This is a genomic window from Trichococcus alkaliphilus (assembly GCF_003008695.1).
Classification (GTDB): Bacteria; Bacillota; Bacilli; order Lactobacillales; family Aerococcaceae; genus Trichococcus; species Trichococcus alkaliphilus.
This window is the reverse complement of record NZ_PXZT01000005.1, coordinates 82,458-104,917: the sequence shown is the minus strand read 5'-3', so window position 1 is coordinate 104,917 and position 22,460 is coordinate 82,458. Positions and strand designations below refer to the sequence as shown.

Genomic DNA, 22,460 nt, shown 5'->3' with positions numbered 1-22,460 from the left:
AATTAAAATTATAATAATTATTTTGCGTAAATACGAAAATTGTACACTGAATCATCATTTAAAGCCACAAAAAATTCGCTGCAGAAAGTGTGATTCCATGCTCAATCCAGGCTTATATGAACAAGTCATTAACCAACAAATCCAATCGCTGTTACAAGACATTCCGGAAGCCCGCAAATCCGTGGCGCAGATCGATGCGGCGGAAGCCTCGAAAGTCTTAACGCAATACCTCTCGGAAATCATCCAAAAAGGTTTGGATAATGTTTCGGACAACGGTGGAGATATCACTACTCAAGTCGCGCTTATCAATAAAGTCGTCGAGACCATCACTCAAACGACGCAGGAAAATGATTTTGCTGAAATGTCCGTGGATGAGCGTGCAGAACAGCTTATGGCACTTTTGGGTGAAGACGATGCGGACATCCATGCCGGAAAAACTGCAGCCAAACTGAGTCGCCCCGAGACTTCCATCGCTCAAAGCAGTCTCTTTACGGGTGCCATCCATGAGCCACAAATGTTTTCGGAGCTCAAAAAGGAGATCCAATCAGCAGACCGCATCGACATGTTAGTTTCTTTCATCAAATGGAGCGGATTGCGCCTGATTATCGATGAACTGCGAGATTTCACCGGAAAAGGTGGAAAGCTGCGCATCATCACGACTTCCTATATGGGTGCGACGGATGTCAAGGCGATCGAAGAGTTAGGCAAATTGCCGAACACAGAAATCAAAATTTCCTACGACACGAAAAGGACGCGCCTGCATGCGAAAACATACACGTTTTATCGCGAAACAGGCTTCTCGACGGCCTATATCGGCTCATCGAATCTATCAAATGCCGCCATTTCCAGTGGCTTGGAGTGGAATCTGAAGATTACCGCAAAGGACCAACCGGATACCATCCGCAAAATCGCCGCAACACTGGAAAGTTATTGGAATTCTTCAGAGTTTGAGTTCTATCAGGCAACAGAGCGTGAGCGTCTTGTGCGCGCTTTAAAAGCTGACCGTTTCATGGGCGAAGGAGAGACTCGACGCTTTGTTTTCGATATCCACCCTTATCCCTATCAACAAGAAATCCTCGACAAACTTCTTGCTGAGCGGGAAGTGCGTGGTCATTACCGCAACCTTGTCGTAGCGGCTACGGGAACGGGGAAGACCGTGATCTCGGCGTTCGATTACCGACGTTTTTGCCGAATGAATGCAGCAAGACCATGCAGGCTTTTGTTTGTGGCGCATCGCGAAGAAATCTTGAGACAGAGCCAAGAAACTTTTCAAGGTGTCTTGAAAGATCCAAATTTTGGAGAGTTGTTTGTGGGCAACCATAACCCGGAAAGTTTGGATAATTTGTTCGTTTCCATTCAAACGATGAACTCCCAAGCCTTACATGAAAAATTGTCCGAAGATTATTACGATTTCATCATCGTGGATGAATTCCACCACGCAGCCGCTCCTACTTACCAAACCTTGCTGAATCATTTTAAACCAAGTATCTTGTTGGGCTTGACTGCTACGCCTGAACGGATGGACGGCCAAAGTATTTTGGATTATTTTGATAATCGTATTGCTGCTGAAATCAGACTTCCAGAGGCTATCGATCGCAAATTATTGACTCCTTTCCAATATTTCGGTGTCACTGATGCCGTTGATTTGAGCGAGTTGCGCTGGACTCGGGGAGGGTATGATAAATCAGAGTTGAACAAACTTTACTCGCTGAATCGCGGAGTCGCTTTGCGCCGTTCCAATAACGTGATCCAATCTTTGGACAAATACGTTACGGATATCGACGAAGTTAAGGGATTAGGCTTCTGTGTTTCAATCGAACATGCCCAATTTATGGCGGAACAGTTCAACAATAATGGCATCCCATCGATTCATTTGACGGGGCAGTCCAACGACCAAGATAGACGTAGCGCTCAGAAACGCTTGGTTTCAGGAGAGATCCGCTTTATTTTCGTAGTCGACATTTACAACGAAGGGGTGGACATCCCGGAAGTAAATACAGTTCTCTTTCTGCGTCCGACCGAATCCTTAACGATTTTTCTACAACAACTCGGCCGCGGCCTACGGTTGGCTGAAGGTAAGGAGTGTCTGACCGTACTGGACTTTATTGGACAAGCCAACAGAAAGTACAATTTTGAAGAAAAATTTTCGGCGCTTCTTTCCAATACGACGCACAGTGTCCAAAGTGAACTGAAAAATGGTTTTGTTTCGGCTCCAAAAGGTTGCTACATCCAGTTGGAAAAGAAAGCCGCCAAATACGTGCTGGACAACATCAAATCTTCCTTCAGCGCCAAAAATGGTTTAATCAGCCGGATCGCGACATTTGAAGAAGACAGTGGCCTGCCTTTAGATCTGGCCAATTTCATTGACTATTATCATTTGGACGTTCGCACGATTTTCTCGAGAGCCAACTTTGCGAGATTATGTGTCTCGGCAGGGGTCCGGGAAGAATTCGAAGAGGAACTGGAAGAAACAATCACCAAAGCGTTGAAACGCATTTGTGCCATCGATTCTCGCCGTTGGATTGCTTTTTTGCTGGATATTTTACCGCGTCTAAACAAGGTCGACTTGAAGAAGCTGTCACCGATTCAGCAACGCATGTTCCAGATGTTCTATATCACCATCTGGCAAAAAACCATCGAAAATTGGGAAAGTGCGGAAGTCAAAGAGAATCTGACTTTGCTTTCAAGCAATCCTGTGATGATGGAAGAACTTATGGAATTATTGAGATACAACTTCGATCGGATCGACTTTATTGATGAACCTGTCGATTTGGGATTTGAGAACCCGCTCGATTTACATTGCACCTATACCCGCGATCAGTTGCTGGTAGCGATGGATCATATGAATCCGAGCAATGTTCGTGAAGGCGTAAAATGGTTGCCTGAAAAAGGAATAGACGTCCTCTTCGTTACCCTAAATAAAGCGGACAAGGACTACTCACCAACGACAATGTATAACGACTACTCCGTCAACGAAACGCTCTTTCATTGGCAAAGCCAAAGCACTACCGGAGACCATGCATCCACCGGTCAGCGCTACATCCACCATCGGGAGCGTGGGAGTAAAGTTCTGCTGTTCATCCGCGAATTCAAAAACGATCGCATCGGTGCAGCTCCATACACATTCTTGGGACTTGTTAACTATGTCCAACATGTAGGAAGCAAACCGATGAACATTACCTGGAGATTAGAACGTCCAATCCCGGCGAAGTTTTTGAAGAAGACGAATAAGTTGGTGGTGGGGTAAGAATTTAAGTTATTGATAAACGTTCATCTACTTATTTATGAGACCTGAGAATTCCGAATACAAATAGAAACAGTAGAATCATACAATTTCTAAGGAGGTGCTGGCGTGGGAAATATTTCTGATCCGATAATCTACGAGCTGGACTACAGTGATAAAGGAATCAAAAATTTTGATGCGAATGTCCAAGAACATGTAGGTAAGGATGCGAAGTACCTTTTGCATTATCCAACTGTCTATATTGTCAATGACGAGAATAAAGAGAAACAGTTCTCGGTTTACATCGGGGAAACTTCCGATATCAAGAAGAGGACCATACAGCATCTGACGGTCGATCCGAAATCAAGAACCGATTGGGAGAATCTGGCCATTTCGGAATCATCGAAGATGTATGTGATTGGGCATGAGCATTTCAATAAATCTTTGACATTGGATATCGAAAACAAGCTGATGCTGTACATGTCCAGCATTGAAAATGTTGATGCGGTCTACAATCGCCGGACCAACCAGCAGAACGATTATTTCACATCCCATGAGTTGGACAAGATCTTCTCGAAGGTCTGGAGAGGGTTGCAAAAGAAAAATAAGGAGCTTTTTCCGGTCGAACAGATCATCAGGGATTCCGCTATTTTCAAGGCTTCCCCGTTCCATAAACTGACGGATGAGCAGATCCGCACGAAGGACTTCATCACTTTGCGCATTTTGGAAGCACTGACGACCGGGAAAACGGGCCAGCTGATTCTTGTGACGGGCGAAGCGGGTTCCGGCAAGACGGTCCTGATGAGCAGTCTGTTTTATGAATTGAACCAATTATCCAAGGAGGATCCGGAAAATCTGATCTTCAAGGATACTAAGAATTTCCTCTTGGTGAACCACGAGCAGCAGTTGAAGGTCTATCAGCAGATTGCGACCAAATTGGGCATATACAGCAAAAAGCAGCCGGACCTCGTTTCCAAACCGACCCCGTTCATCAATAATCACGGGCCGGAGGATATAGTGGATGTCGTGATCGTAGACGAAGCGCATTTGCTTTGGACGCAGGGGAAGCAGTCCTATCGGGGAAAGAACCAACTGCAGGATCTTTTGGAACGGGCCAAGGTGGTCGTGGCGGTATTCGACCAAAATCAGGTGCTCTCGACACAGCAGTATTGGGAATACGAGGAACTGATGAGCCTTCAGCACGAAGCCCAGCTTAACGGCAATCTGATGTATCTGTCGAACCAGATGCGCATCAATTCCGATAAAGCGACGGTCAATTGGATCCGTTCCTTGATTGATGAGCAGGAAGTCGGAAAAATCCCAACTGATTCAAAAAACTATGACATCCAGATTTCCGACAGCCCGGAGGAACTGCATGCAGCCATCAAAGCAAAGGCACAGAGCCAGGATTCGGGCATTTCAAGGCTGACGGCAACATTCGATTGGGATTACGTCGACAAACGCAAACCTGAAGGAGAGGACTATTGGTACGTCCGGGTAGGTGACTGGAAATTGCCGTGGAATCTCCAGCTGCCTGTTGCTTCGAAAAAACAATCAATCAAAAACAAGCACCTTGCATGGGCCGAGCAGGAGCAGACGGTTGACGAAGTCGGATCCACCTTCACGGTCCAAGGTTTTGACCTGAATTATGCCGGAGTCATCATCGGGCCATCCGTGAAATACCGGAACGGCAAAATTATCTTTGACCGGCAGGAGAGCAAAAACAAAAAGGCCACCCAAAAGAGAAGCTTGAAGAATGGCAGCAAGGAATATTTTTCAGACACATTGCTGAAGAACGAACTGAACGTTTTGCTGACCAGAGGAGTCAATGGCTTGTACCTCTATGCGGTGGATGAAGAACTGCAGCAAGCACTAATGGATGCCAGAAAGGGATGACACAAATGAACTCAATTGATAAAATCAACAAATTCCGCGATGACCGCGACTGGCGCCAATTCCACAACGAGAAGGATCTTGCGATCTCGATTTCGTTGGAGGCCGCTGAACTGCTGGAGCTTTTCCAATGGAAATCTCCCGAAGAAGTCAGAGATACCAGCATTGAACGGATTAAAGAAGAGCTTGCAGATGTGCTGATCTATTCCCACATGCTGGCAAGCAACCTCGGTCTGGACATCGATGAGATCATCGAGGCGAAGCTGGAGAAGAACAACATCAAGTATCCGGTGGACAAAAGCAAAGGGAACAAGGAGAAGTATACGGAGTTGTAATTGCAGCCCGAATTGAGAAGATAAGAGGCGACATAGTGGACAACTTAACAGTCAAACAAGCAACAGAACGATCGAAAAAATCCGGGAGCATTACCGCTCATTGGAAATGAAGCACCACGGCACTGAATGGTCCGTGGAAGAGGATGCGTTGGAAACTTTCTTGAGCACGACCGAGAAGCGGTTTGATCTGTAACAGCATTATTTGTTGGATGATCCTTCATCAGAATAGGCATGCAAGACCGATGCGGGAATAGAGAGCGATGTTCTTTTGAGATATTTAACGGCAAATCTTTATAGAACCAGTGGGAAAATAGTAACAGATAATATTGAGTATGTTATGTAGGGTGTTTTAAAGGATGATATTGGAGGGGTACGTGTTAAAATCACTGTCGCAAGATTCGCAAGATTCGCAAATTTCGTCAATTAAAGATCTTTATAAGGTTGGCGTCACCAAAGGAGCTGTAAAAAAAGAATTGCTAATGCAGCAAACGAACCCACCTATCTATACGCTCCGGTTGAAACAGTAACTGCATTCGACGTTAACAATTTAGATGCAGGAAAATTTGACACGGCAATTCATCGAATATTAAAGGATCACAAATTAGATGTGGAAATAGTTGGAGCTAATGGAAGAATGATTGTTCCGAGGGAATGGTTTGTAAATTCTTTGAACAGATTAGAAGAAATTATTAATGAATTCATAACTGAAATGATTATTGGGGATTAATTAACGTAAATTTGGATTGTAGTGAAAATGTTTAAGGAAAGGATAAACAGCATGGAGACTAAAACAATCGAAGGTATAGAATCCTATTCAACAGATGCAAGTCCTAGTTGGAATGGGTTTAATCATCAAGGTAAGGTTGCAATATATGTAGTTTTGAAAATGTTTAGAGAAGGGGAAATTTCTGAAGAAGATATAAGCAAATATGAATTAGAATTAGAATGGCTAGAAGATTTTTCGATAAAGAAAGATGGAAGATATAAATCTATACATCAAGTAAAAACATATGCTGATACGGCTACTTCTAAATACAAAGAAGCAATTTGGTTGTTATTAGCAAAATTGTTAGAATTAGATGAATTAGAGAACGCATTTCTTCATGTGACTCAAAGTTTGACCAAATTCGATAAATTAATAGAAAAATTACCAACTTATACTATTCCAGAAGATAAAAGCAATAGCCCCAGGAAAAGTATGTATTCAACGCCTAAGGAGTGTAAAGATAAAGTGCTAGCATCAGGGGATTACGAGAATGTATATAGTAAATTTGATTTATACACTTACCTAGATGGTATAAAATATTGTTCATTAGATGATATTGAGCAGGCAATTCAAAGTGAGTTAAAGGAGATAATTGGAGGGTCTGCTACCATTCTTAGAGTTGAGAGAGCTTATTATTATCTTTTGGGTTTAGTAGACAATAATATTAGGGAAAGGCATATTAACATTCAAACTAATGAAAAAGACCACAAGGTAACTATAAGCTTTAATGAAATAAAAACAATTGTGGATAAAAATTTTGAAACTATAAGTAAAGATTATGCTGCATATTTTTTGAAAAATGAATTTTTTAGTATCTCACAATCATATTTAGAAGATTTATTTGAAGAATACCATGAAGGGAAAATATCAATAAATGAAATCACTAAATTTTGTAAAATCATTGAGCGAATCTATGATTTAAATACTGACCAATTTTTAGATTTTTGTCTAAGAATTTCTCCAAACAATGGGGTTAATAAAGAGGAACCCGATCATATTCTAAAAATGTTAAACCAATGCCTGAATAAGACGGGAATAAATGACTGCTTTTTTGAAACTTTGACGAGAGTCAAAAGCGAGTTCGATAATGATAAATGGGTATATACAAAAAAAACTCAGGGTGGAAGAAATATTTCATATTTACCGACAACAATTGCTGATGAAAGTCATGGGGGGAGAAATCGAAAGCTCGCTGATGCAATACTGCATAATCAATATTCTGATTTATTAAATGAGGTTGATAAAATAATAACAAAATCAATAAATTTACCATCATTAGGTGATTCAAAAGTGTATAAAAATATTCCAGATCCAGAAGATGAAAATGATATTTTAGAAATGAAAAGTTATGACAGAATTACAAAAATGAAAAATATCAGTTTGATTGATATTACAACTGCAAGAGAGGAGTTGCTAAAATGAAGGAAATATTGCGTAAAATATTTACGGATAACCATTTTATTAGTGTGAAATTGTCGAATCCTGTACAGAAGCGAGATTTAGATTTTTGGGCTTGTTATAAAGAAAATGCGATTAATTTTTATTTAGTACTATTAATGGAGGAAGAGGAATTAGCAATAAACTCTGTGATTAATGATGTTTCCACCTATTTTGATGCTATTAAAAGTTTAGAAACTGGCTACGATGAACGGATGGATAAAAATCTATCCATGCTTGTTTGTTTAAAAGTAAATGATATTGCAGTATCAAAAATATACGAAGATGTATTTGAGATAGAAGAGGACCCTTATTTTTTTAAAAAATATGTTCTTGTGTACAATGAACAAAATGCTTCGGAGCTAACTAAACTGTTTAATGATCCTTCAAAAGATTCAAACCAAGTAATTAACGAGGTAGTTAATAATTCTGAATTATTCTCAAACTATAAAGAAGATATTGGAAGCACTTCTTTGTACGAAATGTGTTCAAAATTGATGATCAAAATCCCTATTATAAAATTAGAAAATAAAGTACAAGATGTAACTGATTTAAATTTAGAGATAGATGAAGAATTATCGAAACAAGAGTTGCTTACTTTGAAAAACTTTATACTAGACAACGATATTGTTAATGAAGAGTTAGTGGAAGCTTTAGGATATTTTGTAGGGGATGATTTTGCACATGGATAAATTGAAAATTAGTAGAATAGGGATTAAAAATTTCAAACATATTGAAGAACTTTTTCTTGATTTTTCGAGTAAAGATCTAATTGTATTAGATGGACCAAATGGTTTTGGCAAGACAACTATTTTCGATGCAGTAGAACTCATTTTAACCGGGAAAATCAATAGAATTAAAAATACTGCGGATAAAAGAATTGGGTATAGTGATATTCTTCTTGTGAAAAATCCTGATTTGGATACAGAAATTAAAATTGAATTTAGTGATGAAAAAAATAGTTTTACTATTGCTAAAAAAATAGATTCAAAGAAAAGATACACTCCGTCGGATAGAAAACCTGACAATTGGAATATTTTTGAAACATACTATTTGGAAAACTACCAGTTGAACATTGAAGATGGAGAACCTATTTCAGTCGAGGAAGTAGGAAATAAATTATCAACTGAAAATTTAGAAAGATATTTTAATTTATTTTATTACGTTCAACAGGAAGAAAATACAATGTTCTTAAAACAAAATGCGAAGGATAGAATGGATGAAATTTCTCAACTTTTTGATACAAAAAAAGAATTATCAGAACTTGATAAATTAAATTCAATTAAATCACAAATTACTAGTGATCTAAGACGGCTTGAAGGCGTAGATGGTCAGATCGCAGTGAAAAGTAAAGCACTTGATTTATTGAAAAATGAAGTGAAAGATATCAAAAAGGAAACAATGAAGGAAATTGATTACTTTATTCTTATGGAAGAAGATGAGAATAATATCAATGAGTGGGATAAAGAAATTATATCTATTAATAAAGATATGAGAGATAAATTTTTGGATGAATTGCGATCCATATATTCATTAAAAAGAGATTTTGAGAATTTTTCTAAAACTGAGTTTAACAATAAACTTTATAAATATATAGGAGATGCAGATTTTCTGAAATTTGTCGTAATAACTACTAATTTTATTGAAAAATACGAAGTGTTTATATCATTAAAAACTATAGAGAATGAGTTGTTAAAATCAAAAAATAAAATTTCAAAACAAAATTTAGCAACAAATTTAAAGATTGACCATTTCGAGGATTTGAAAAGATTATTGAGTTTAGATATAAATTTGGACAATTTACAGTACTATTTAACACGTTTAGAGAATCTGAATCTAAAAATGGGAGAATTATCAAGTATTGCTCAAGAGCTTAACACTACCAGAGCCGTGCTGATGAGTCATTATGAAAAAATTAAAAGTGAATTTGAGAATACAGAATGTCCACTATGTGGTCAACAGTATGAATCCTACAAGGGTTTAATAGATTCGATTTCAAACAAAGAGAAAACGTTCTCAATAATGTTAGATGAGGAATCTCAAGAGTTTAATAAACTATATGAAAAACTTTTCGAGGATTACGTTGAAGACATATTAATTATAATTGATAACTATCTAAATACTGAAGGCAATATTGTTGATCAGGAGTTTTATGATGTTTTTTTACAAGCTATTCAGAAGAAATCTTTAATAACTGAATTTATTAATTGGTGTAATATTAATGATTTAGACATTCAAGAATACCTTTATACTGACTTAACAAATTTAAGGAATTTTGATGTAAATGTTTATGATTTGAAAGAATATTTGCTAAGTAAAGCTTTAATCGTTGAGTCTGGGTATGGGAATCATGAGAATAATAAATATATTCTAAAAACGATATTTGGCGATGATATTTCTAAAGCTAATAATGTGAGACTTGAGGATATAACAAAGAAAGCCCAATATATTAATTATCAATATTATTTCAGCAACTCCCAAAATTTTGTCAATTTAGAAAAAGAAATTAGAAAATTAACAATAAAATTAGATAATTTAAAAATCATAGATGAAAGAGTAAAAAATATAATTAGTGTCTATGAAGACAAAATATATAATCATTGGAAAAAAATAATTAGGGACATAGAGATACCCTTCTATATTTATAGTGGTAAGATTATCCAAAATTATCAGAGAGGATGCGGACTTTTTATTAAAGAAAGCGAAAATTACAACCAAAAAAGCATTAAATTTATTTCAGATATTAAGACAGACCATGATGCGATAAATTATCTTTCTTCTGGACAGCTATCAGGCTTAGTCATAGCACTAACTTTGGCTTTGAATAAAGTGTATGGAAAGAAATCCATAGATTTACTGATGATAGATGATCCGGTTCAGACTATGGATGAAATAAATATAGCGTCATTGACTGAATTGTTAAGAAATGAGTTCTACAATAAGCAAATCGTTATATCAACTCATGAAGAAGAAGTTTCTAGATATATACGATATAAATTTTCAAAATATAATCTAAAAACATTAAGTTATAACTTGAAGAATCAAATATACTCAAAATAAGAAAATATAATTCAGTCATGTTGAATTAGAATGAACAAATACCTTGTAAATTATCATTGAATAAAATAATGACGAGGAAACTATTAGTATAAATACAAATAAAAATAAATTGACAATCCATGATATGAATTGAAGGGGCACAAAATGGACAATCTGACAATCAAACAAGCAGCAGAAAGATCCAAAAAAATCCGCGAGCACTACCGCACGTTGGAAAAGAAGCACCACGGTAGTGAATGGTCCGTGGAAGAGGATGCGTTGGCGTTTTTGACCGATGCTGGCTTGGTTGGGCGCTTGACCATGGCGCAGCAAGGACGTTGGCCGGCAGGCGAGTCGAACGAAGCCGGTTTGGAGCACAAAATCGGCGAAAGCATCTGGTGGCTGATGGTGCTGGCGGACCGGATGGGCATCGACAGCGAGGAAGCGCTCGAGAATTTTTTGAGCTCAACCGAAAAGCGATTTGAGCTCTAGGCGCAATTAATGGTTGCATGCATAAATATTTGAATTGGGATGTCAGGACCAACGGAAGTTGGTTCGATATTTCCCGCATCTCTCCACCAAAAACAGCAGCAAGGAAACCACGACGATGGATTCCTTGCTGCTGTTTTTGGTGTGTTCTTTTTTGGATGCATGCAAGAATCGTCAAAAAGGGCGTTGCGGGATAAAAAGAAATGGGTTATCATGTTGTTTGTAAACCGTAATTATTTATAGGGTAACAATCGAAATGATAGATACAGGAGGAGTTTAGTGATGAAGACAAAAGTTTTGACTAGGGTAACAATGATGGTGGCTTTGATGATTGTGTCGGGGGTATTGACGATTCCGCTGCCCGGTTTGCCGGTTCCAATTGTTCTGCAAAATATGATGATGATGCTCGCGGGCGGGCTGCTTGGCAAGAAATACGGCCCCCTGGCTGTAATTGTTTTTCTGCTGATGGTAGCGGTTGGTTTTCCGGTTTTATCAGGCGGACGGGGCGGTATTGCCATATTCGCCAGCGCAAGCGGCGGGTTTTTGGTTGGATACGTATTGGCACCACTTGTGATCGGCTACTTGCTTGAGAAGAATTGGGAAAACCTTACTTTTGCCAAAGCCGTGCTTATTTTTATCGTCGGAGGGGCTTTGCTGATTGATTTCTTCGGCAGTTTTTCCATGGCGTATTACATGGGCAACTCGTGGTTAAATGGATTGAAGATGACGTTGGCCTTTGTTCCTCTGGATACGGTTAAAGCAATTTTAGCCGCTTGGATCACCTTGCGCCTCAAAAAACGCTACAGTCTGATTTCCTTAAATTTAGCATAAATTGATTTAGGCAGGTGCGACGATGAAGCGTATAGATGATTGGCATGCAAAAAATGCTATGCAGACAGCGATAAGTGATGGGAAAGAATCGGTGACCTACCAGGAATTGGAGCAGCGCGTTCAGGAACGGGCAAAGGTTTTAGCGACGCTTCCTCAAAAAGTAATCCTGGCACCGATGTCAAATGCCATTGATCAGCTGATCAATTTTTTGGCATTGATCAGGGCGGACAAAGTTGCGGTGCCTGTGAATGCCGGTCTTTCCGGTAAGGGACTGCAGGACATCTTGGCTCAGTTCGAGGCTCCGTTGGTGTTGACGGATATCCGTACCATTTCCCAAAAAGTTGCCGGTCCGTTTGATTCTGATGAATATGCTTCGCCGAGTGATCTGGCGTTTATCGGCTTTACATCAGGAACGACCGGGCAGCCGAAGGGTTACCGCAGAACCCACCAATCCTGGGTCAAGAGTTTTGAGGGGACCAATGAATTGATCTGCCAGTCCACCAATCAAAGCGCCACGGTTTTTGGCTCGATGCACTATTCGTTGAGTCTGTACACGCTGATGCAGACGCTCTATTTTGGGCAGACCTTCATCCTGAATCAGCATTTTTCCACAAAACGTCTGATCGACCTGGTCAAGCAAACGGAGTCGCTGACCTGTTACCTTGTGCCGACGATGATCCACGCGCTCATCTCCAAGCTGGAGGCTCAAAACGAGGTGTTGACGGAAAAGTATACGATCATTTCATCAGGAGCAAAGCTGAATGTGGACATCCGCAGGAAGCTGTACCGCTATTGCCCGAATGTGCAGCTATATGAATTCTATGGCTCATCGGAAACAAGCTACATCTCGATGGAAACCGTGCAGGGCATTCCTGCCGACAATAGTGTCGGCAAGCTGTTCCCCGGCGTTGAGATAGTCATTGATCAGCCCAATGCTGAAGGCGTTGGCGAAATACATGTCCGCAGCCCTTTGAATTTTGCCGGTTACCACCGCAATGGCGAGGATCACTTAACCACTGTCGCATGCGTTTCTACCGGTGATCTGGGCAAAGTGGCAGGGGATACGCTTGAATACTATGGCCGGAAAGATGATTGTATCAATCGAGGCGGCGAGAAATTCTATCCCCTGGAATTTGAGCGGCATCTATTAAAGCTGACGGCTGTTGCTGAAATCGTCGTCCTTGGGATTCCGGATGCACATTACAATGAAAAAATCGGAGCCGTCATTGTTTGGTCCAATCAAAATCAAGAAATGAGCTTGGCCGAAATCAATACTTATCTGTTGTCCCGGATGTCCCGGACTGCAAAAATCGATCACCTTTTCGCTGTCGAAGAAATATCGAAACAAAGCAACGGCAAAGTATCAAGGAAACAATTACTGCATGATTTAGCAAAGGAGCGCGAGCACAGTGTCATCTAAGGTTTATATTGTGGAGGCTGCACGTTTGCCTATCGGAAAGTACGGCGGGATGTACAGCGAGGTCAGTCTGGAAGAGCTAGGCGGATTCTTGATGAAAACAATGCTGGCCAATCATCCGGGCCTAAACGAGCATATTGATGAAGTCATTGTCGGGAATGTGATCGGCGGGGGTGGTAATGTCGCCAGACGCGTCGCCTTAAAAGCGGGTTTGCCGGTGGAGACGCCTGCGGTTACGGTTGACCGTCAATGCGCATCCGGTCTTGAAGCAATCGCCATCGGACACATGAAAATAATGTCAGGCTACGGCGAAGTCATGATTTGTGGCGGTGTGGAAAGCAGTAGCCGCGCACCATGGCAGATTGAGCGGCCTAAATCCCTGTATGGCATGCAAGCGCCTCGAATATTGACACGCCAGCCCTTGTCCACCAGCGAATATGGCGATCCGGATATGGGAGTTGCAGCTGAGGAACTCGCTGACAGGTATGGTATCTCCCGCCAGCAGCAGGATGAATTCGCGCTTCAAAGCCAATTGAAGTATCAAGCCTCCAAACTCGCTGGCGTCATTGATTCGGAAATCACACCTTTTCGGATCACTGACGAGCTCCAGCTGAGCGAGGATGAATGCCCGAGAAGCCGGAGCAGTATGGAAAGTCTGAATCGGTTGAAGCCGGTCTTTAAGGCAAACGGCACGATAACAGCCGGGAATTGTTGTCCTGTCAATGATGGGGCAAGCTTCACGATTCTGGCATCGGAACGCGCCTGCCGGCTTTATCATTTGACGCCGATTGCGCAAGTGATTGATGCGGTTGCGGTAGGGGTTGATCCCAATGATTTTGGGTTAGGTCCTGTCCCTGCGGTTGAAAAGCTTTTGGCACGCCAAGCATTAACGCTCGAGGACATTGACGTGATTGAGCTGAACGAAGCTTTTGCGGTGCAGGCTTTGGCTTGCATCAAGTTGGGCAATTTTCCGATCGAAAAAATCAACCCTTCCGGCGGTGCGACTGCGTTCGGTCATCCTTACGGTGCGACAGGGGCTATCCTGGTCACAAGGCTGCTGACGGAATTGAACAGGAATGAAAGTAATCGATTCGGCATCGTCACGATGTGTGTAGGCGGGGGCCAAGGCGCGGCCATGCTCATCAGAAAGGCAGACCCTATTGATGGAGAACAGTAAAACCATTCGTTTTTCCGAGGCGGATATCCGCGCGTACAATCAGCTCGTCGATCCAGCTTTGGGCAGCAAAATAAGCCTCAGCTATTTGGCGACCTTATGGCAGGAATTCGACTTGCCGGAATTGGCCGACCAAACGCCGATACTGATGAGGCAAGCTTTCAGCAGTTGCCGCGAACTCGGCTTCCATCAGACGTATGTCATTTCATTGAGCCTTACCGATAAAGCGCCTTTTAAACCCGGGAAAGCTTGCTGGACGTACACGTTGGTCATCAAGGAAGAAAACGCAGTGGTTGCGACGTGCGCGACCACTTTGCTGGTGGAGGAACCCATATGACATCAGGAGCGAACAGCTTGCTTTTCTCTCGAACGGAACTGCAGGCTTACAAAACAATTTCAAGGGATGCCAATCCGATCCATGACACAGGCTTGGTGTTCGGCATTTTGATAATGGCCAAAGTCGAGGCGATATTATCAGCCCACTGGGATTATAAAGCCATCACCAAATATGACTACAAGTTCCTGAAGCCTTTATTTGTGGGCGAACGTGCCCAGGTAAAATTTCTTCAGGAAGGTGAATTTGAGGTTTGGCGGGAGAACGAATGCATCGGGAAGGGTGTTTGTGTTGGCAGATAGAATCGTATTGATAACCGGCGGGACAAGAGGGATCGGCTTTGCCTTGGCAAAAGCTTTTCTGAGCGCGGGCGACCATGTCGTCATCACCTCGAAGACGATGGTAAGTATCGAACAAGCGGAGGCGGATTTGATCCAATACAAAGATCAGCTTTGGGCAAAGTGCTGTGATGTCCGCAACCGCAAGAACTGCCAACAGTTGGTCCAGGACATTGTTGAGAAATTTGACAGGCTAGATATTCTGATCAACAATGCAGGCATTTGTGCCGACGGGCAATTTTACAAGATGAGCGAGGACAATTGGGATCAAGTCACGGACACCAACATCAATAGCCTATACAACGCCACCCAACCTGTGGTGCAGCAGATGATGAAGCAGCCGGAACCCGGTTTTATCTATTCCATGACTTCGACCGCCGGCATGTACGGCGTCTTTGGGCAAACGAATTACAGCGCCAGCAAAGCGGCTGTGATCGGCTTCACCTATGCTTTGGCGGAGGAAGTCAAACGCTTCAACATCCAGGTCAATGCTATTTCGCCAGCCGCAAAAACCGACATGACGATTCCGGCCATCAAGCGGGTTGAGGAAGCTTGTGCCAGGAAGGGAGAATCTTTCCCTGATTATTGGCGGATTGGTTCGAGCGAGCAAGTTGCATCCCGGATAATCCAATTGATTGATTCGCCAAAGACGCCCACGGGAACTGTGTTCGGGATCAACGGCGATCAAGTTTGGACCTATCACCGGCCGGAACGGTCCGAATATGTTATTTGAAGCAATGGTGAAGGAGAGGGACCGGGGAGGGAGCACTTTTCTGGTTCTCTTTGCAGTGGCAGCAACGAATCTTGAAATGATGCAAACTACGGAGGGTAATGAACAATGACAAAAGTGGCGCAACTATTAGGTATCAAATATCCCATTCTGCAAGGGGCAATGGCAAAAATCTCCACACATAAACTTGTGGGTCCCGTTTCGGAAGCAGGGGGCTTGGGCATCATCGCTTCGTGCGGTATGACCGCTGAACAGCTTCGCGAAGAGATTCGCCTGACGCGCGCATTCACAAACAAACCGTTCGGAGTAAATCTGATGCTGCAGATGCCAAACTGTGATGAGCTTGTGCAAGTCATCATTGAAGAAGGGGTTGCGGTTGTGACGACAGGAGCTGGTTCCCCAAAGAAATATATGCCGCTTTTCAAAGAAGCGGGCATTAAGGTGATCACCGTCATCGCCTCGGTCAAACATGCGATAAAAATGGAGGCGGCAGGGGCCGATGCAGTCATTGCCGAAGGACAGGAAGCCGGCGGACACATCGGCCAGACAGCATCCTTATCCCTGTTGCCCCAAGTTGTCGATGCCGTCGCCATTCCCGTTTTGGGAGCGGGCGGAGTCGGGGACGGTCGCTCGGTGGTCGCGATGGTTGCCTTAGGTGCGCAAGGCATACAAGTCGGCACCTTATTCCTTTCCGCGGAAGAATGCCCGATTTCGGATAGCTACAAACAATTCCTGCTCGAGGCAAATGACACAGCGACAATCGTGACTGGCCGCAAAGCCAAAGAACCGGTGCGTTCACTCCGCAATCCGATGCTGGAGCAATATGCTGCCTTGGAAGCAGCGAATGCTTCCCATGAACAGTTGGAGAAACTGACGGTCGGATCATTGGCCCGGGCAGTCTATGCCGGCGATACCGTGACGGGTTCCTGCATGGCCGGCGAAATCGCCGGTATGATCGCAAACATCCGTCCTGCCAAACAAATCATCCAGGAGCTGTTTGCCGAAGCTGAGGCTGTTTTGGCAAATCTGAGAATTGCAAATTGAATAGGAACTGGATATCGAGAAATAGAGCTGAAAGCCTCTCGTTAGAGGTTTTGGCTCTATTTAGTTTGGAACAATTTAATCCCTGATTTGTATGATTTTTTGGTAAGATAGTAACCAGAAGACTTCTCTCACAGGTAATGCTGAGCGGAAACGTTTTGGAGGCTAAATTACATGTACAATCATCAATTGGAAACATTTATAACCGTGGCCGATTCCGGCAGTTTCAACAAAGCTTCAGACCGACTGTATGTGTCGCCTAACGCCGTCATGAAGCAGATCAATCTTCTGGAAAACAGTCTGGGATTTGACTTGTTTATCAGAACTCCTCGAGGCGTCCAATTGACTCCGGCAGGGGAATCCCTCTATCGGGACGCAAAATACATCATTCAGTATGCGAAAGATTCGATTGCCAGAGCGGAAAAAATGTTGGCTGAGCCCAAACAAGTACTGAGGATCGGGACTTCATTGACGACGCCGGTCCAGTTTTTGGTAAGTCTATGGCCGCAAATCCTCCAACAGAATCCAAATTTGAAATTTGAACTGGTTTCGTTTGAGAACAATCCTGAGAACGCGCGGGAAATCATGAATCATTTCGGAAGAAATATTGATTTGGTTGTCGGCATATACAGCGGTAACCTCCTGGACGAAAGGAATTGCGCGGCTTTGAAATTATATGATACACCCTTATGCGCAGCCGTCTCGTTCAATCATCGGTTGGCTTCAAAAAATGAAATCATGAGCGAAGATTTATTTGATGAAACAGTCATGCTCGTTAGACAAGGCTACATGAGTGCTTTTGATCAAGTGAGGGCCGATTTATCGGAAAACTACCCAACTGTCAAAATTGAGGATTTCCCATTTTTCAATGTAGATGTATTCAATAAATGTGAAAACAACAATTCGGTCATGATCGTTGTGGATGAATGGAAAAATGTCCATCCCTTGCTGAAAATCATTCCGATTAAATGGAACCATAGCATTCCGATGGGCATCCTGCATTCAAACAATCCATCCAGTGATGTCAAAGAATTTTTGCAGATCATCAGCAAAATAGATACGAATCAGTTATAACCTTTGGGTTGCAACTTATGAGCCAAGAGAGACTTCTTAATAGTCTCTTTTTTACTATACTTAAGTTGTAATAGAACGAAGGGGGAAACGGAAATGAAAACAAGAGTATTGGGACAAGGATTGGAAGTATCGGCAATCGGGCTTGGCTGCATGGGGATGGATCATGCCTACGGTGCGCCGGCCGACAGGGAAGAAATGATCAAGTTGATCAGACGCGCAGTCGAATTGGGCTGCAATTTCTTCGATACCGCAGTTGTGTACGGTGAAGCGAATGAAGTGTTGTTGGGCAAAGCATTAGAAATCTTCAACAGGGAAGATGTGATCATCGCCACGAAGTTCGGTATCTACGGACAGAAAATGGTCGATGGCAAGCCTGAGAATCAGCTGAACAGCAAACCGGATTCGATCAGGGAACAATTGGAAGGGTCTTTGAAACGCTTGGGCGTTGATTACATCGACCTGTACTATCAACACCGTGTCGATCCCGAGGTTGAACCGGAAGTGGTTGCCGGGGTAATGAAGGAATTGATGGCTGAAGGGAAAATCAAACATTGGGGCTTATCCAATGCGCCTTTGGATTACTTAAGAAGAGCCCACGCTGTCTGTCCGGTAACCTGCATCGAGAACCAATATTCCATGGTCTTCAGAGAGCCGGAAAAGGAAATCTTTAAGGTATGCGAAGAATTGGGCATCGGTTTTGTCGCGTATTCACCACTCGGAAATGGTTTCCTGAGCGGGAAATATGATGTGAACACTAAATATTCTGAAGGGGACTTCCGAAACAAGATGGGCAGATTCAGCCCTGAAGTCATGCAAAAAAACCAAACGCTGTTGGACTTATTGAAAGAAATCGCTGACAGTAAGAACGCAACGAGTGCCCAAATCGTTTTGGCTTGGGAACTCGCACAAAAACCATGGATTGTCCCAATCCCCGGAACAACGAAAATGCACCGTTTGGAAGAAAATTTGGGCGGAGCCGATGTTGAGTTGAGCGAGCAAGAATTGAATGACATCAACGCAGCCTTGGATGCTTTGGACATTGATGAAACGCATTTCTAGAACGGTTCTGTGTATTTCCGAATCATAATCAATCCTATTGCAATAAAAGAAGCAGATGTATAATACAAAACCCCACTAGAAAACTGGACACTCTTATTTTTGAGTGTCCAGTTTTTGGGTGGATTTTTTGCGTTCGTTGAAATGTTCAAGATAAGGTATAATAAACGGGAAAATATGAGAATGTTCCTGTTATGCGATGTTTACTTTCGATACTGATATTCAGGATTAATTTACCCTACACTTATGCCATACCAGGGTCGAGAAAGCGCAGCTTAAGAGGCAAGCTTACTGATAGCGATATGAAATTTTATGAAGTATTCAACCTTATAAATATATCTAAAATAATACAAATGAAAAAGATTGGAGGTTATCTATTTGAAGTGTCAATGGGAAAATGTTTTATCCTCAATCCACAAAATACACCATATCCGGACTACTGTCGTTGATCATAAGGATAGGATAACGTATACAGATCACAAAAATGCAGAAGAACAATTATTGAATGATTCTGCAATCAACACAATCGTCAGTCAATGCAGAAAGAAAAAACAACCTCAAGTCATCATCAACAATTATTTTCTGACAATTGCTGGTATCTATGTGGAAAAAACGAAAGAAGTTGTCCTTTTAGGGCATGTTTTTTTAGGCAGCCGGTCCGAGCAGTTCATTCAAACGGAGTTGATGAGAGCTTTTAATGATGAAGCTATCGTAAAAGAAAAAATGGGATACATTATGCCGTTAGTGACTACCAGTAAATCAAATTTTTTCTCGATTCTCGAATTTTTGAACTATTATTTGAATGGGGAAAAAATCAACATTTCCCAAAAAGAAATGATCATTGCGGAAGCTTCTTTTTATGATCCTAGTGAATTGAACAGCATGAACAGAGAACGTATTTATGAAGAAAATGTTTACGATGAAATTGATGTGTACGAAGGCTTTCTTTATGAAAAAAGGATAATGGACAGTGTACGAACCGGGGACAAAGAAAAGTTGATCAGCATTTTAAAATATGAAACGAATGTCCAAGCAGGGGGCTTAAGCAGAAAAGAAGCCGTGCTCCGCCAAAGAAAGAATGAATTCATTTGTTTATGCACACTTGCTACCAGAGCTGCGATTCAGGGCGGTCTGAATGTAGAAAAAGCTTTTTCCTTAGGGGATTATTACATAAGAAAAATCGAAAGCATGGATCAAGCTAATCAAGTAGAAATGTTTGTCAATAAGATGCTGTTGGATTTTGCAATAAGAGTAAAAAACACCGTTGACATCAAAGGCTATTCGCATGTCACGAATTTTTGCATGCAATACATCAATGATCATGTTTGTGATGCCATCGTCATCCAAGATATAGCGGATGAAATGGGAGTCAGTAAAAATCACCTATTGTTGAAGTTTAAGGAAGAAACCAATGTGTCTATCGTTGATTACATAAAGAATGTAAAGGTTGCTGAGGCAAAAATATTATTGAAATACGGACACATGAATATTACTGAAGTAAGCGACCACCTTTCCTTTTCATCACAGAGCTACTTTACTTCAGTGTTTAAAAGTATCACAGGCTTCACTCCGAAGCAGTATAGGGAGAGAAATGAAGAGATCTAACAATTATTGCTGATATAAACTCCGGTTACTAGATTTTAGTGATCGGAGTTTTTGAATTTTCCGGATGATCATGGGTTATGGATTTTATTTCAGGGAACTGAATTTTTCAGTTTCCGTGTTCTCAAGAATGATATTTTGATATAAAGGAATATATTTTGATATCCCGGTCAGGGTAATTGATATAAAATGTAAGCAGTTGCAAGGGGGTGGGCCTTCTCAATAACTATAGTTTGTGACTGGTCTACGGAGTATTCGGAGGTGTTCGACTTTTTTGGATTTTTGGATGAATGAAGCTATATGGGAGAAAAAACTATGGCAAGAGAAAGGAAATAATGAACATGAAAATATTTAAAAAAGTACAAAATTTTTTGACTGAAAAAGTGGAGCCGATGTCTTATAAGCTGACTCAAAATAAAACATTATCCACTATTATGGAATCGATGATGGCGACCTTACCGATTATGATCGGAGGAGCAGTTTTTTCTTTGTTGGCCAACTTTCCACTTCCGGCTGTAACAACGTTTCTTACAAATATAGGTATCAAGGAATTTTTGGATTCATTTGTGACAACGCAAAATAACTTAACACCTGTATTTATATCATTCCTCATCGGCTATACGTATGCAAAAAAAGAAGGTATCAATCCGATACCATCTGGAATTTTTTCACTTTTGACCTATTTCATGCTCATCCCGGAAAATATTCCTATGGGAGAAGGCAATTTAGTTGCATACTCAGCACAATATTTAGGGGGCAATGGGATATTTGTATCGATTATCTTTGGTATCCTAGTCGCTAAAATTTATGTGTTCATCACAAAGAAAAAAATTATTTTGAAGCTTCCTGATAGTGTGCCGCCTATGGTTGCTCAATCATTTGAACCACTATTTTCTGGCTTCATCATCATTGGGCTGGTCATTATCCTTAAAGCGGTTGTTTCCATATCCCCATTTGAAAATGTCTTCAATGTCATTACCGTCCTCATTCAGGGGCCTATCATGAAACTTGGCGCTAACGTTCCTGCCTTGATCATTTTGCAAACGGCAGCTAGTGTGTTGTGGTATTTTGGAATTCATCCATTGGCCATTACTTCTCTCTATATTCCAGTGTTCACTACTATTTTAACTGACAATATCACGGCGTATATGAGTGGACAACCACTTCCGTATTTGGAAGAAGGCGTAGTGTATCTCTTCACAAACCTTGGGGGAGCAGGAAGTTTAATGGGTTTGGCAATCTGTATGGTAGTTTTTGGCAAATCTCAACGATATAAAGTCATGGGCAAAATAAGCATCGTTCCAAGTATCTTTAATATCCAAGAACCAATTATGTTCGGTTTTCCGATCATTTTGAATCCTATGTTCTTCTTACATTTGGTCTTGACACCTTCCATTTCGATGGGGATTGGTTATCTTGCAATCAAGCTAGGATTATTTAACCTTAACCCAGTAGTTGCAGTGATGACACCATGGACTATGCCGTTTCCGATTACCGGGTTCTTAGTTGGTGGCTTGCCTCTAATGTTGATATTCCTGGCGATCATTTTATTGAATGTACTCCTGTATCTGCCTTTGTTTATGGTTTTGGATAAAAAAGAACTTCAGGAAGAGCAAAAATTGGAAGCTGCTTTAGAAGCAGAGAAGATGTTGCAGACAGACATATAGAGAAGTATTTTGGG

General features: G+C 41.6%; 18 protein-coding genes and 1 pseudogene. All 19 read left to right on the top strand.

The window, feature by feature from the left end; genetic code table 11:
* The first annotated feature begins 97 nt into the window (after positions 1 to 97).
* The 19 genes and pseudogenes from C7R73_RS06230 (at position 98) to C7R73_RS06140 (ending at position 22,446) form a co-directional block, all read left to right on the top strand.
* A complete protein-coding gene (locus C7R73_RS06230; RefSeq protein WP_106449659.1) occupies positions 98 to 3,247 on the top strand; it encodes a DEAD/DEAH box helicase in 3,150 nt (1,049 codons plus the stop codon).
* Between the two features lie 105 nt (positions 3,248 to 3,352).
* Complete coding sequence (locus C7R73_RS06225; RefSeq protein ID WP_106449658.1) at positions 3,353 to 5,119, top strand: DUF2075 domain-containing protein; 1,767 nt, start codon at positions 3,353 to 3,355, stop codon at positions 5,117 to 5,119.
* A gap of 5 nt (positions 5,120 to 5,124) precedes the next feature.
* Positions 5,125 to 5,451 (top strand): nucleotide pyrophosphohydrolase, encoded by a 327-nt coding sequence (locus tag C7R73_RS06220; protein ID WP_106449723.1) that lies wholly within the window; start codon positions 5,125 to 5,127, stop codon positions 5,449 to 5,451.
* A 469-nt stretch (positions 5,452 to 5,920) separates the two neighbouring features.
* A pseudogene (locus C7R73_RS13920) lies at positions 5,921 to 6,178 on the top strand (GIY-YIG nuclease family protein); the annotation flags it as partial.
* A 51-nt stretch (positions 6,179 to 6,229) separates the two neighbouring features.
* Positions 6,230 to 7,639 carry an ABC-three component system protein gene (locus C7R73_RS06210; protein ID WP_106449656.1) on the top strand — a complete coding sequence of 470 codons (1,410 nt, stop codon included), beginning with the start codon at positions 6,230 to 6,232 and terminating at the stop codon, positions 7,637 to 7,639.
* Positions 7,636 to 8,346 (top strand): ABC-three component system middle component 1, encoded by a 711-nt coding sequence (locus C7R73_RS06205; protein WP_106449655.1) that lies wholly within the window; start codon positions 7,636 to 7,638, stop codon positions 8,344 to 8,346. The genes C7R73_RS06210 and C7R73_RS06205 overlap by 4 nt, the downstream gene beginning before the upstream one ends.
* Positions 8,339 to 10,714 carry an ATP-binding protein gene (locus C7R73_RS06200; protein WP_161525880.1) on the top strand — a complete coding sequence of 792 codons (2,376 nt, stop codon included), beginning with the start codon at positions 8,339 to 8,341 and terminating at the stop codon, positions 10,712 to 10,714. Before C7R73_RS06205 ends, C7R73_RS06200 begins: the two co-directional genes overlap by 8 nt.
* A gap of 144 nt (positions 10,715 to 10,858) precedes the next feature.
* Positions 10,859 to 11,185, top strand: a complete 327-nt coding sequence (locus tag C7R73_RS06195) for a nucleoside triphosphate pyrophosphohydrolase family protein (RefSeq protein WP_106449653.1) — start codon at positions 10,859 to 10,861, stop codon at positions 11,183 to 11,185.
* Positions 11,186 to 11,464: 279 nt separating this feature from the next.
* Positions 11,465 to 12,013, top strand: a complete 549-nt coding sequence (locus C7R73_RS06190; protein WP_106449652.1) for a biotin transporter BioY — start codon at positions 11,465 to 11,467, stop codon at positions 12,011 to 12,013.
* Positions 12,014 to 12,035: 22 nt separating this feature from the next.
* The gene (locus C7R73_RS06185; protein WP_106449651.1) at positions 12,036 to 13,433 is read left to right on the top strand and encodes a class I adenylate-forming enzyme family protein; all 1,398 of its coding nucleotides are present in this window, start codon (positions 12,036 to 12,038) and stop codon (positions 13,431 to 13,433) included.
* Positions 13,423 to 14,607, top strand: a complete 1,185-nt coding sequence (locus tag C7R73_RS06180) for a thiolase family protein (protein ID WP_205076479.1) — start codon at positions 13,423 to 13,425, stop codon at positions 14,605 to 14,607. The genes C7R73_RS06185 and C7R73_RS06180 overlap by 11 nt, the downstream gene beginning before the upstream one ends.
* A complete protein-coding gene (locus C7R73_RS06175; protein WP_106449650.1) occupies positions 14,594 to 14,941 on the top strand; it encodes a hypothetical protein in 348 nt (115 codons plus the stop codon). Before C7R73_RS06180 ends, C7R73_RS06175 begins: the two co-directional genes overlap by 14 nt.
* Positions 14,938 to 15,240, top strand: a complete 303-nt coding sequence (locus tag C7R73_RS06170) for a hotdog family protein (protein ID WP_106449649.1) — start codon at positions 14,938 to 14,940, stop codon at positions 15,238 to 15,240. The genes C7R73_RS06175 and C7R73_RS06170 overlap by 4 nt, the downstream gene beginning before the upstream one ends.
* On the top strand, positions 15,227 to 16,009 hold the full coding sequence (locus C7R73_RS06165; RefSeq protein ID WP_161525879.1) for an SDR family NAD(P)-dependent oxidoreductase: 783 nt from the start codon (positions 15,227 to 15,229) through the stop codon (positions 16,007 to 16,009). Before C7R73_RS06170 ends, C7R73_RS06165 begins: the two co-directional genes overlap by 14 nt.
* 105 nt (positions 16,010 to 16,114) lie before the next feature.
* Positions 16,115 to 17,050 carry a nitronate monooxygenase gene (locus tag C7R73_RS06160; RefSeq protein WP_106449647.1) on the top strand — a complete coding sequence of 312 codons (936 nt, stop codon included), beginning with the start codon at positions 16,115 to 16,117 and terminating at the stop codon, positions 17,048 to 17,050.
* Between the two features lie 171 nt (positions 17,051 to 17,221).
* Positions 17,222 to 18,121, top strand: coding sequence for a LysR family transcriptional regulator (locus tag C7R73_RS06155; RefSeq protein WP_106449646.1), 900 nt, complete (start codon positions 17,222 to 17,224; stop codon positions 18,119 to 18,121).
* 93 nt (positions 18,122 to 18,214) lie between these two features.
* Positions 18,215 to 19,180: an aldo/keto reductase gene (locus tag C7R73_RS06150; protein WP_106449645.1), complete on the top strand. Its 966-nt coding sequence runs from the start codon at positions 18,215 to 18,217 to the stop codon at positions 19,178 to 19,180.
* Between the two features lie 498 nt (positions 19,181 to 19,678).
* Positions 19,679 to 20,782 carry a helix-turn-helix domain-containing protein gene (locus tag C7R73_RS06145; protein WP_153060357.1) on the top strand — a complete coding sequence of 368 codons (1,104 nt, stop codon included), beginning with the start codon at positions 19,679 to 19,681 and terminating at the stop codon, positions 20,780 to 20,782.
* Between the two features lie 338 nt (positions 20,783 to 21,120).
* A complete protein-coding gene (locus C7R73_RS06140; RefSeq protein ID WP_161525878.1) occupies positions 21,121 to 22,446 on the top strand; it encodes a PTS sugar transporter subunit IIC in 1,326 nt (441 codons plus the stop codon).
* Positions 22,447 to 22,460: the final 14 nt, after the last annotated feature.